Source organism: Rahnella contaminans (genome assembly GCF_011065485.1).
Classification (GTDB): domain Bacteria; phylum Pseudomonadota; class Gammaproteobacteria; order Enterobacterales; family Enterobacteriaceae; genus Rahnella; species Rahnella contaminans.
This window is the reverse complement of record NZ_JAADJS010000004.1, coordinates 139,232-151,701: the sequence shown is the minus strand read 5'-3', so window position 1 is coordinate 151,701 and position 12,470 is coordinate 139,232. Positions and strand designations below refer to the sequence as shown.

Annotated in this window: 11 protein-coding genes, 1 tRNA gene and 1 other RNA gene; 2 read left to right on the top strand and 11 right to left on the bottom strand. The window is 49.7% G+C overall.

All coding sequences use genetic code 11. The features are described 5' to 3' along the window. Positions 1–5 precede the first annotated feature (5 nt). Together bcsD and GW579_RS17985 are read left to right on the top strand one after the other, a co-directional pair. Positions 6–485 carry a cellulose biosynthesis protein BcsD gene (gene bcsD / locus GW579_RS17990; RefSeq protein WP_165060789.1) on the top strand — a complete coding sequence of 160 codons (480 nt, stop codon included), beginning with the start codon at positions 6–8 and terminating at the stop codon, positions 483–485. A 9-nt stretch (positions 486–494) separates the two neighbouring features. Next, the gene (locus tag GW579_RS17985) at positions 495–1,508 is read left to right on the top strand and encodes a family 8 glycosyl hydrolase (RefSeq protein ID WP_165060786.1); all 1,014 of its coding nucleotides are present in this window, start codon (positions 495–497) and stop codon (positions 1,506–1,508) included. Positions 1,509–1,582: 74 nt separating this feature from the next. Here the strand turns inward: GW579_RS17985 and GW579_RS17980 are convergent, their stop codons facing one another. From GW579_RS17980 to eptB, 11 genes are all read right to left on the bottom strand, one after another. After that, the gene (locus GW579_RS17980; RefSeq protein ID WP_165060783.1) at positions 1,583–2,122 is read right to left on the bottom strand and encodes a DUF943 family protein; all 540 of its coding nucleotides are present in this window, start codon (positions 2,120–2,122) and stop codon (positions 1,583–1,585) included. Positions 2,123–2,194: 72 nt separating this feature from the next. After that, positions 2,195–2,626: a DUF943 family protein gene (locus tag GW579_RS17975; RefSeq protein WP_165060781.1), complete on the bottom strand. Its 432-nt coding sequence runs from the start codon at positions 2,624–2,626 to the stop codon at positions 2,195–2,197. After that, complete coding sequence (locus tag GW579_RS17970; protein ID WP_165060779.1) at positions 2,623–3,522, bottom strand: DUF3289 family protein; 900 nt, start codon at positions 3,520–3,522, stop codon at positions 2,623–2,625. The genes GW579_RS17975 and GW579_RS17970 overlap by 4 nt, the downstream gene beginning before the upstream one ends. A gap of 259 nt (positions 3,523–3,781) precedes the next feature. Further along, positions 3,782–4,795 (bottom strand): dipeptide ABC transporter ATP-binding subunit DppF, encoded by a 1,014-nt coding sequence (gene dppF, locus GW579_RS17965; RefSeq protein WP_165060777.1) that lies wholly within the window; start codon positions 4,793–4,795, stop codon positions 3,782–3,784. Then, positions 4,785–5,810, bottom strand: a complete 1,026-nt coding sequence (gene dppD, locus GW579_RS17960; protein ID WP_152323665.1) for a dipeptide ABC transporter ATP-binding protein — start codon at positions 5,808–5,810, stop codon at positions 4,785–4,787. The genes dppF and dppD overlap by 11 nt, the downstream gene beginning before the upstream one ends. 10 nt (positions 5,811–5,820) lie before the next feature. After that, entirely contained in the window at positions 5,821–6,735 is a 915-nt protein-coding gene (gene dppC / locus GW579_RS17955; protein ID WP_013573446.1) for a dipeptide ABC transporter permease DppC, read from the bottom strand. 10 nt (positions 6,736–6,745) lie between these two features. Continuing rightward, positions 6,746–7,765 (bottom strand): dipeptide ABC transporter permease DppB, encoded by a 1,020-nt coding sequence (gene dppB, locus GW579_RS17950; RefSeq protein WP_152323666.1) that lies wholly within the window; start codon positions 7,763–7,765, stop codon positions 6,746–6,748. A 101-nt stretch (positions 7,766–7,866) separates the two neighbouring features. Next, positions 7,867–9,474, bottom strand: coding sequence for a dipeptide ABC transporter periplasmic-binding protein DppA (gene dppA, locus GW579_RS17945; protein ID WP_152323667.1), 1,608 nt, complete (start codon positions 9,472–9,474; stop codon positions 7,867–7,869). A 942-nt stretch (positions 9,475–10,416) separates the two neighbouring features. Beyond that, positions 10,417–10,544, bottom strand: a non-coding RNA gene (locus tag GW579_RS17940) — RtT sRNA. Between the two features lie 35 nt (positions 10,545–10,579). Next, positions 10,580–10,656: transfer RNA gene (locus GW579_RS17935), tRNA-Pro, on the bottom strand. 118 nt (positions 10,657–10,774) lie between these two features. Next, positions 10,775–12,436, bottom strand: coding sequence for a kdo(2)-lipid A phosphoethanolamine 7''-transferase (gene eptB / locus GW579_RS17930; protein WP_165060776.1), 1,662 nt, complete (start codon positions 12,434–12,436; stop codon positions 10,775–10,777). Positions 12,437–12,470 lie beyond the last annotated feature (34 nt).

Below are 12,470 nucleotides of genomic sequence, written 5' to 3'. Positions count from 1 at the left end.
AAACCATGCAAGAACATAACTATACTCAGGTCGCGCAGGAATATTACCGCCAGCGTCACACCACGCCTGGCTGGCAAAGTCTGGTGCAGGTGCTTTTTTCAGGTATTCTGGCGTCGGCTGACGATGACGATGGCCGTCGTTTTATCACCCTGATGGGCAATAATCTGGCGCGACAACATGCGTTACCGGCTTCTTCAACGCTGGGTGAACTGGAAGATAACATTAACCATATCCTCAGCCATTTTGACTGGGGTGTGGTGAAGCTGGAAGCCACTCAGCAACAGCTCGCGCTGGTTCATATTGCCTGGCCGGTGTCGCCACAAGGACAGGATGACGAATTATGGCGTATCGCCCTGATTTCGTTGTTTGAAGGTCTGTATGCCGAATGGTTGTTATCACAAGGCGGGCAGCCTTATGTTCCCCTGCGCTGGCAGGAAAGCACACCGGAAGGCGCCTTTGTTTTCCGCTATCAAAATGGTTTGTAAGGAATTTATATGTGGTTATTTCGGCGCTACAGTCTGGTGCTGTGGTTCAGCCTCATTGTTGCATTTTTCAGCTCTTCAGTAATGGCGCAGGATGCAGGCTGGTCGGCTTATAAAAGCCGCTTTCTGATGCCAGACGGTCGAATTATTGATACCGCCAATAAAAATGTCAGCCACACAGAGGGCCAGGGTTTCAGCATGTTGCTGGCCGTGTTCAATGACGATCAGGCGACGTTCGACAAACTGTGGCAGTGGGCAAACACAACGCTTTACCGTAAAGATATCGGTCTCTACTCATGGCGCTATGACCCGAATAGCAGCGTCCATGTCGCGGACAAGAATAACGCCTCTGATGGCGACACGCTTATCGCCTGGGCGCTGTTGCTGGCGGGGGATAAATGGAATGAATCCCGCTATACCCAGGCTTCTGACAAATTGCAGGCCGCGCTGATTAAACATAACGTGATTGATTACGCGGGCTACAAAGTGATGCTGCCCGGCGTATCAGGTTTCAATCAGACCAGCAATATCACGGTCAACCCGTCTTACTTCATCTTCCCCGCCTGGCAGGCGTTCTTTGCGCGCAGCCATTTAAAAGTGTGGAAAGATCTGGACGAAAGCGGCACCGCGATGCTCAGTAAAATGGCGTTTGGTGAATTCCGGCTGCCGACTGACTGGGTTGATATGCAGGCTGACGGCACGATGAAACCGGCGAGCCGCTGGCCAACGCGTTTCAGCTATGATGCCGTGCGTATTCCGCTGTATCTCGGCTGGGCACATCCCGGCAGCCCGCAGATGGCGCCGTTTATTTTGTGGTGGCAGAAGTCTCCGCGTGACGCCACACCTGCCTGGATTGACGTCATGACCGGCACCAAAGCCAGTTACAACATGTCGCCGGGCCTGTTAGCCATCCGCGACTTCACCATGGCCAATGCCGGAGCCATCAGCCCGAACCTGGCACCGAAGGACGATTACTACTCTTCCACTCTGCAACTGCTGAGCTGGTGGGCAAGTCATAAAGGGTAAAAACGGTTTGAATTGACCCTCACTATTTTTATAACGTGTTGGGTTTATAAAGATCATCGCCACAAAATGGATATTTAATATTCATTTTGTGGTTTTTTTAAGATTTCATCATCATCTATCAAATAAGAAATTTTATTATTTTCATCATGAATAATTGTCATTATCTGATCATTCTTTGAAAAGGAATACCATGATGTAAATCTTGCCTCTGATACTTTTATAAACCCTACGCCAAGATCTTCTATTCCTACAAAATAGTGACCATATTCATCGACATCAGATATCTTATTTTTAATAAGAGGGCTATCCTTATTACTTTCCCACCAGTAAATCTTTCCCCTCTGCGTAATGGGAAATTTTCTAACTATGATAACGGTACTATCCTCATCTTCGTGGACGTAGATAATTTCCGGTTTTATTAAAACGAAAAAAAAGTCACTATAATTAGTATAATGATTGTAAGAATAACGAATTTTTTGTTCATCGAATGCCTCCTTGAATGGAAATATTTTATTCCATTTCGTTAGAGAATGGTTTGAATCAAAATTTTCCCCATCTTTGCAAAACAAACCAGATTCGAAAAATCTGATAGTGCTATGTTTTACTTTCAGCATGTCATATTCACTCCGACCTAAGTAATTTTAAAAAACCTCACTGTTATACTTCACCAGAATATTTTGATAAATTTAGTCACCATCGAATATGTAACTCGTCTCACCCATTTTTTTCCTTGTTACTCGCATAAGAATACTTTTCTCGATACACCTGTCTTCTGATTTAATTTCATCAAAACAAATCAGATCAGTAGTAGAAAAAGAAAACCATATGGAATCAGCCTCTGAATTTTTTTTGAATCCATCTCCTATATCAAAAATAAAAATATGATAATGGCCGAATTCATCAGCTTTTGGTATTCCATATTTTTCCTTTAAATATAACTTGTTATCACCCCACCATTTAACTCTTCCTCTCTGAGTCAAAGGAAATTTTTTCACCACTATATCTGTGAATTCATTCCCCTGGTGTACAAATATAACTTCAGGCTCCCTTAAAGAAATAAGTAAAGAAATTACAAAAAGTAGTGTTGCAATAACGAATAGTGTTATCTTAATCCTCATGGCTTACGCCCTGAAATACTTATAGTACACTCCATCTCTGTGACAAAAGGTTTGAAAGCCATTTTGTTATAGTGCTGTAAAAAAAACCAAACTCTGAAAAACCTGAAGGTATGATATTCTGATTTCATAATATCCCATTTATCTAATCCAAAATGATCCTGAACTTTGTAATGTAGAGAAGCTTCAAACTCGCCTTTTTTGATCGACAGATAATTTAGCGTTATTTGTGTAGAATAAGTATCGTGAACTGTAATTCCCATTCCATTAAATTTATCTTTGAATCGAGTGAATTTAGGTGTTCTCCCAGCTCTAACTTCTGCATTTAAATCTAATATAGATGATTCTGGTAAGATATTAGCATTCCAGTCAATGTTATCAGACAAACCTTTAGCGATTCTGTTTAAAGTACTCCCCCCAGAAAAATCATGTCTTATCTGATCCTCAAGTGCCCTGTTTAAAAGATAATCCCGGAATAGCAACCCGCTGTTCTTTTGCATATGGTTGATCATCTTCACGATCAGCCCGCTGTAAACGCCATATAAGGCGAAAGGTTTAGACAGTTCCCTCATTTCATCAAAAAGAATGTCGCTGCATTGTTTTAATGAAAGGGTACTTTTTACTTCCGGATAAGAATGAAGGAAACGTGATGTCTTTTTTGGAAAGTAATCGATGAGCAAAGAAGAGGGGCGATCGGGAAAATTATAATCCGAAAAAGGAGAAGCCTTTAACTCTTCAATTTTAGTCAGGGTATAGGGGTTCACTCTTGCTGAAACATCATCCAGTCGGTAGACAGACCTGAGTTGCTGCTCTGTCATATCACCATAGTGCAAATCCTCTGAGGACTTCGCACCTGCGGGGGTTGTATATATTCTGGCGGGCAGTCTGATTTGTGACATATAAGTTCCTTTTAATTGATGTGGTAAATATATACGAATCAATAAACTGAACTAGTCATTGATAAAGTAAATATTAATTAACAACGTATATGATTTATCCATATGAAATCAGCTAATTGTTGCTATCAAGGCCGTTATATTATTCCCAAATTTTTATTTATTATTGATCTAAGTAGTCATCCCAAATATTCCATCGTAAATATCACCCACAAAAAAGCCCGCTTTCGCGGGCTTTGTCATTTCTGCAAATCCTTCAGAATTACGCGACGGTTTGCGTGGTTCCGTTTTCATCCTGATCGACGGCGAAGCAGGCGACGAGCTGGTCGCCGTACTGTTTCAGCTGTGGCTGGAACTGTTTGCAGGTGCCGAACGCGCGGCGGCAGCGGGCGTTGAACGCGCAACCGGCTGGCGGGTTCAGCGGGCTTGGCAGCTCGCCGGTCAGCTTGATGCGCTCACGGCGTTCGTCCGGGTTCAGACGCGGCGTGGCGGACAGCAGCGCCTGTGTGTACGGATGGCGAGGATTGCTGAAGATGGCGTCTTTCGGGCCCTTCTCCACGCAGCGGCCAAGGTACATCACCATCACTTCGTCGGCGATATGTTCCACAACGGACAAATCATGAGAAATGAAGACGTATGACAGCCCCAGATCCTGCTGCAAATCCATCATCAGGTTCAGCACCTGCGCACGCACGGAAACGTCGAGCGCGGACACCGGTTCATCGGCGATCACCACGTCCGGATCCAGCATCAGACCGCGGGCGATGGCAATACGCTGACGCTGACCGCCGGAGAACATGTGCGGATAACGATCGTAGTGTTCGGTTTTCAGACCCACTTTCGCCATCATCGCCAGCGCTTTTTCGCGACGTTCATCGCGGGTCAGTTTGGTGTTGATCAGTAAGGGTTCTTCGAGGATCTGACCGACTTTCTTACGCGGGTTCAGCGATCCGTAAGGATTCTGGAACACGATTTGGATCTTCTGACGGCGCAGCTTTTCAGCTGTTGCGTCAGGTTTCAGCAAATCCTGCCCGCGGTAATACAGTTCACCGCCGGTCGGCACTTCGATCATGGTCAGCAGACGGCCCAGCGTGGATTTACCACAACCGGATTCCCCGACCACCGCCAGCGTTTTACCGCGTTCGAGCGTAAACGACACACCGTCGAGCGCTTTCACCGTACGTTCCTGGCCGAAGATGCCCTTCTTCACCGGGTAATGTTTTTTCAGGTCAATCGCGTGCAACAGCGGCTGCGATTGGGTGTTATCAGGACTCATAAGTAGGTCTCCCGGCATCATCCAGCGGATAATGGCACTTCGACTGACGCCCGTTCGCGAGGTCACGCAGCGCGGGTTCTTCTGTACGGCAACGGTCGGTTGCATACGGGCAGCGCGGATTGAGCAGACAGCCGTTCGGACGATCATATTTACCCGGCACTACGCCCGGCAATGACTGTAAACGGGCTTTGTCTGCCGCAAATTCCGGCAGCGAGCGCAGCAGCGCCTGGGTATACGGATGGCGTGGCGCACGGAAGATTTCCGTGGCTTTGGCCGACTCCACCACCTGACCGGCGTACATCACGATGATGTGATGCGCAGCTTCCGCCACCAGCGCCAGGTCATGGGTGATCAGCATCAGCGCCATGTTTTCTTTCTGTTGCAGTTCAAGCAGCAACTCGATGATCTGCGCCTGAATGGTCACGTCGAGTGCAGTCGTCGGCTCATCGGCAATCAGCAGTTTCGGGCGACAGGCGATCGCCATCGCAATCATCACGCGCTGGCTCATCCCGCCGGAAAGCTGATGCGGATACACGTCGAGACGCGAAGCCGGGTCAGGAATACCGACCAGATTCAGCAAATCGATGGTGCGCTGACGACGGGTCTTTTTGTTCCCGCCCTGATGCACTTTAATGGCTTCCATTATCTGGAAACCCACGGTGTAACACGGGTTCAGGCTGGTCATCGGATCCTGGAAAATCATCGCGACTTCGGCACCGACAATCTGGCGGCGCTCTTTTTCGCTGATCCCCTGAAGATTACGGCCACCGAACTCCAGTTTTTCCGCCATCACTTTCCCGGGAAAGTCGATAAGCCCCATCAGCGCCAGTGAACTGACTGATTTACCGGAGCCGGACTCGCCGACAATTCCGACCACTTCGCCCTGCTTCACGCTGTAGCTGATACGATCTACGGCGCGGAACGGCGTCCCTTCGTCACCAAAGTGAACAGAGAGTTTATCCACGGTCAGCAACGTTTTGCCGACCTGAACGTCATTCGTTAATGTTGTTTCCATCTCCAACCCCTTACTGCTTAAGTTTAGGGTCGAGGGCATCACGCAGGCCATCACCCATCAGGTTAAATGCCAGCACCGTCAGCAGAATGATCACACCGGGGAAGGTCACGACCCACCAGGCACTTTGAGCAAACTGTAAGACGTCAGACAGCATGGTGCCCCACTCAGGCGTTGGCGGCTGTGCGCCCATCCCGAGGAAGCCCAACGCTGCCATATCGAGGATGGCGTTGGAGAAGCCGAGCGATGCCTGAACAATCAGCGGCGCTAAGCAGTTAGGTAAAATATTGATGAACATCTGGCGCGCAGAACCGGCACCGGCGACGCGCGAAGCGGTCACGTAGTCACGGTTCACTTCCACCAGCACCGCCGCGCGGGTTAAGCGAACATAGTGTGGCAAAGCAACAAATGTCAGCGCCAGCGAGGCGTTAACAATCGACGGACCGAAAATCGCCACCAGCACCAGCGCCAGCAACAGACTTGGCAGGGCCAGCATGATATCGACCACGCGCATGATGATGGCGTCCACGACACCGCCGTAGTAACCGGCAAACAGCCCGAAAACCACACCGAGGATTAACGACAGCACCACAACCAGACAACCGACCAGCAGCGATAAACGCGCGCCGTACATCAGACGCGAGAGAATATCGCGGCCCACGTCGTCGGTGCCCAGCAGGAATTTCCAGCTGCCGCCTTCCATCCAGACCGGCGGGCGCAGCAGCGCGTCACGGAACTGTTCAGCAGGCAGGTGTGGTGCAATCACGTTCGCGCCAATCGCAATGACCAGCATAATAATGATGTAAGCCAGGCCGACAACGGCCCCTTTGTTACGCTTGAAGTAATGCCAGAATTCGCGCAGAGGCGGCATCGGCACTGGCGCAGCCGTCACTAACTCGTTAGCGACCGGCTCAGTGGTTTGAGACATTGTGCGCCCCTTATTTCTTGTGGCGAATACGCGGGTTGACCACGCCGTAGAGCACATCTACCAGCAGGTTAACCACAATGATCAGAGTAGCGACCAGCAACACCCCGCCCTGCACGACCGGATAGTCGCGGCGCTGGAGTGCGTCGATCAGCCACCGGCCAAGTCCTGGCCAGGAGAAGATGGTTTCGGTCAAAATGGCACCGCCGAGCAGCGTACCGACCTGCAAACCAATGATGGTCACTACCGGCAACAGCGCATTACGCAGTGCGTGGATGACGATCACCCGCATACGGCTCACGCCTTTGGCGCGCGCGGTACGGATGTAGTCTTCGCCCAGTACTTCCAGCATGGAAGAACGGGTCATACGCACAATCACCGCCAGCGGAATGGTTCCGAGCACGATAGCCGGTAAAATCATGTGCATCACAGCATCAACGAAATCACCCGGTTCGCCCCAGAACAGCGTGTCGATCAGCATAAAGCCGGTCAGCGGCAGGCTGTCATCCAGGAAAACAGTGTCGCTTATTCGCCCCGACACCGGCGTCAGGTTAAGCTGCACCGAGACCAGCATAACCAGCATGATCCCCCACCAGAATATCGGCATCGAGTAGCCGGTCAGCGATATCCCCACGGCCGTGTGGTCGAATATCGAGCCTCGTTTTACCGCCGCCAGCACACCTACCGGGATCCCGACAATGATGGCAAAAATCATTGCGCAGATACCCAGTTCCAGGGTGGCTTTAAAGCGCGGTACAAACTCCTGCCAGACAGGGGTGCGGCTTTTTAAGGAAGTGCCCAGGTCGCCATGCAGCACCCCGTTCACGTATTTGAAGTATTGTTGATAGAGAGGCTTGTCGAGCCCCATATCTGCCATTAACTGGGCATGACGTTCGGGAGAAACCCCGCGCTCGCCTGCCATGATAGTGACCGGGTCGCCTGGTATCATGTGTACGAAGGCAAAAGTCAGCAAAGTAATGCCGATAAACGTTGGGATAACTAACCCCAAACGTCGGAGTATGAACTGCAACATATCCCGTACTCTCTGTATAAAATGCCCGGAGAACCGTAGCGCTCCGGGCTTATTAGTAGCTCACAAAACTCTTAACAAGTGGATTCAATAGCGAAGCGCTATTACTCCATGCTTACGTTTTCGAAGTGGTGTTTGCCCAACGGATCAACGACATAGCCTTTGACTTCTTTGCGTACTGGCTCATACACAGTAGAGTGGGCGATGATCAGCGCAGGTGCCTGATCATGCATCACAACCTGAGCCTGCTGGTACAGCGCAGCACGTTTGGCGTGATCAGATTCAGCACGGGCTGGCTGGATCAAATCTTCAAACGGCTTGTAGCACCAGCGGGAGTAGTTGGAACCGTCTTTTGCAGCCGCACAGCTGAACAGGGTCGCGAAGAAGTTATCCGGATCCCCATTGTCGCCGGTCCAGCCCATCATCACAGACTGGTGCTCACCGTTCTTCGCACGCTTGAGGTATTCGCCCCACTCGTACGTCACGATGTTGGCTTTCACGCCAATTTTCGCCCAGTCAGCCTGGATCATTTCAGCCATACGGCGCGCGTTCGGGTTGTACGGACGCTGTACCGGCATCGCCCACAAATCGATAGTGAAACCGTCTGCGTGACCTGCTTCTTTCAGCAGCTCTTTGGCTTTGGCCGGATCATACGGGTAATCCACCACGTCTTTGTTGTAGCCCCACATTGTTGGTGGGATCAGGTTTTTAGCCGGCTGGCCAGCACCCTGATAAACCGCGTCGATGATGGCTTTTTTGTTCACAGCCATGGTCAGTGCCTGACGCACTTTCACTTCATCCAGGGGTTTTTTCTCAACGTTGAAGGACAGGTAACCCACGTTCAGACCTGGCTGTTGCATCAGGTTGATGGATTTATCTTTCTTCATTGCCGCGATATCTGCCGGGTTCGGGTACGGCATGACCTGGCATTCGTTTTTCTGCAATTTCGCGTAACGCACGGAGGCGTCAGGCGTGATGGAGAAGACTAAACGGTCGATCTGCGGCTTGGTGCCCCAGTAGCCCGGGAAGGCTTTGTAGAGGATGCGCGAATCTTTCTGGTATTGCAGAAGCTGGAACGGACCGGTACCGATTGGATCCAGATCCACTTTCTCAGGCGTTTTCGCTTTCATCATGTTGTCAGCGTATTCCGCAGACAGGATTGATGCAAAGTCCATCGCCAGGTCAGCCAGGAACGGAGACTCCGGGCGGTTCAGCACGAACTGCACGGTGTTGTCGTCCACTTTCACGATCTTGTTGATCAGATCGCCCATTCCCATACCTTCGAAGTATTCATAGCTGCCGCCGGAAACACCGTGGTAGGCATTATTTTTGTCCAGCTGACGTTCGAAGGAGAAGATTACGTCGTCCGCATTCAGATCACGGGTCGGTTTGAAGTCCTTGTTGTCCTGCCATTTCACGCCTTTGCGCAGATGGAAGGTGTACGTTTTGCCGTCAGCGGAAACGTCCCACTTCTCTGCCAGACCTGGCTGGATTTCTGTGGTCCCGATTTTGAACTCGACCAGACGGTTGTAGATAGGCACGGAGCTTGCGTCATACGTGGTGCCGGAGGTGAACAGCTGAGGGTTAAAGCCTTCAGGTGAACCTTCAGAGCAATACACTAACGTTTTTGCCTGGACACTGGCCGCAACGGTCAGCGCAATCAGGCCCATACTGAATTTCAGTAGCCCCGACTTACCTAAAGAGATTGTCATCGCTTCTGCTCCATCGATTAATGGTGATGTGGATGTGTGTGTTGTGTTTTACAGCTCACGTCACCCTTTATTTTTATATGCGGGTGACTGTGTTTGCTCGTGCGCTGCAATAAGTCCAACCAGAGCATGGTGAACTGCCATTTTTTTCCTGCGTTCTGTAAAGCTGGCTTTACAAAACCTTACCGGAAATAATCACTGGTCTTCCTTGGGGCTATCAATTTGGCAACTCCTTTCCTTGACGTCAATATAACCATCAGGCATTTACACAGACTGTGAGTTACAACAAACAAACATAAAAAAACATTTCATTAACCAAATCAGGATGAATGTTCAGTCCGGACATCAAATAGCCACACAATCCACTTTGTAAAAGAATATTCCTGGCGGTTTAGCCCATATTAATTCCCTAAAAATTTCTGGCTAAATGATGAATATATGAACGGTTATTTTTGAGATTGGGGTGGAAACCAGCTGAAAATGCTGAGAAGTGCAGCAAACAGCGCGCGGCTATCAGCGAACGTGTTCATCTGAGCACTGTTAAAAAACCCCAAAATAGCGCAATTGCACACTGATGGTGCAGGTGATCATCCATACGTATTTTGTCTGTTTTTACGCCATAAGTGAGGGCGAGGATGGACATTAATTGAAAAGAATATGTTAAGGGATTTTTAAATTCTGGCTTACTTTTTGCTTGTTCGTAAGAGCGTACTACTTGCCCGATTTGCGTGAAAGTCCCAGAAGTCGGCTGGCGGGAAGAGAAAATAGAACTGTATCTGCTGAGCCTGGATTCTCATGAGAACTTCTATCAGGATCATAAAAATCACCGTAAAGGTGATTTGAAGATGATGAAATGAAATCTCAGAAGCTAAAACCCGCAACCGGAAGGGCGTGGGCTTTTTACAGACGAAAAAAAACCTGCTTTAAAAGCAGGTTTTTCAAATGTGGTCGGCGAGAGAGGATGACTGGCATCTTCGATGCCGCCCTGCGGGCCGTTGCTGAAGCAACGTTGTCTCGCTTCGCTCGGCTCAAACCTCCTTCGGAGGCTCTCATCCTCATAAACTCCGGACGAAAAAAAACCTGCTTTAAAAAGCAGGTTTTTCAAATGTGGTCGGCGAGAGAGGATTCGAACCTCCGACCCACTGGTCCCAAACCAGTTGCGCTACCAAGCTGCGCTACTCGCCGAATGGGGCGCATCTTACTGCGACCCCCTCAGAGCGTCAACGGCTTTTTCAGACATCCGAACTGACTGACCAGATTTTATCCGATACGCCGCCAAAATGACCTACAACTGCTGTTCTGACTAAGGTTTTGCACACCAGTTGTTCGCCGGATTGATGCCGCCGTCTGGCGACGTATAACCCAGACAACCCAGAATCGAATCGAACAGTTCAACGTGACGTTTCTTCGCGCCCACACGCTGCTGTGCCTGTAACTGCTCAAACGCCCGTTTATGATCAGGCTGTTCGAGGAAGCTGTCGGACGCCCACACCATCATCGGCACCCGGAACTGCTCCGGCGGCGCCATTTCGCGCGGCGTGCCGTGCAGGTGTGAGTTTTCATCGATAGATTCACCGTGGTCAGCAGCATAAAACACCAGTGCTTTTTTATCGCGCAGCTGATCAATCACGCTGTCGATAAAGGTGTCGGTATACAACACGCTGTTATCAAAGGCGTTAATCAGCTCGGCTTTGCTACAGGTGTTGCCCATACATTCCGGGGTAAAACGGGCATAGCTGCGCGGATAACGCTGGGAGTACATGTAATGCGAGCCTTTGGTATGCAGAATCACCAGATGTTTGCCTTTCGGATAGTTCTTCAGCGATTCCTGTAATTCATTCACCAGCAGCATGTCATCGACCGGTTTACCGTCGTTGCGCTTCTCTGATGCAATAATTTCGCGGAAAGAGAAGTTATTGGTATCCGCATTATTGTAGAACCACAGCTCGCTTTGCATCGCGAACAGTTCAGACGTAAAGCCCAGAGACTTCATCACGGCAAAAATATTCTGCTCTTTCAGGGTACGCTGCGGATTATCCGCCGTTCCGCCCTCACGCACGAACATACAGCGCAGCGACAGTTTGGTCGCCGTATCGCATGACGTGCCACGGAATGCCACCAGGTTTTTCTCTTTCGACAGACGCGGCGTAGTGTCGCGCTCATAACCCAGAATCCCTAAGTGATCCCAGCGGGTGGTTTCACCGATGATAAACACGACATAGGTATCGTCGATATCGGCAGGCGGCACATAGGTAAATTTCTTCGCCGGATCAAAGTAATTGCTCGCGTCCTGACTCTCATCAACCTGCGTATAGGCGTATAAACCCAGCGCGGCCAGCCAGTTAGAAGGCAGATACGAGTGCGCGACGACGCCGCCGTAGCTTGGCAAATCGATATTGGTTTTTTTCTCATTCACGCTCTGCGCATGATCGAGCGTACGCAGCGGGATCCAGACCAGCGCCGCCGCCATCAGTAGCACAAGCAGGGGCAACGCACGTTGCCCCGGTGTTTTCATCTGCTCGATCAATGTCAGACTCAGGTTGTTTTTCCAGATGATGAACAGCGGCACCGCACTGACCAGCGCCATCCAGATAAACAGATGCAGCCCGATGATTTCCTTACTGAGATCGATATCCGTCGTCATGACCGAAACCACAATGCCGTACCCGATCACGACGTTGAACATCACCATGTAATAACTGGCTGCGACAGAAATCAGAACCAGCAACGAGGCGATAATGCGGAAAAACAGTTTTCCCCCCAGCGAAATTAAACGCAGAACGAAAAAGGTGAACAAAACGATGGCACACACTTCGGTGACCGCCTGAACCAGTTCAGCGGAGGTGAAATGATTGACCAGAGCGGCAAAGCGACGCTGGAAAACGGAGACATTCAGGAAAATGCCAATGTAAATCGCTAACAATAAAGAGATATTTTGTTGCGATAGAGTCTTCACTCTATTCATGAATTGTTACTTATCCAGTATGTTTTTTAAAATT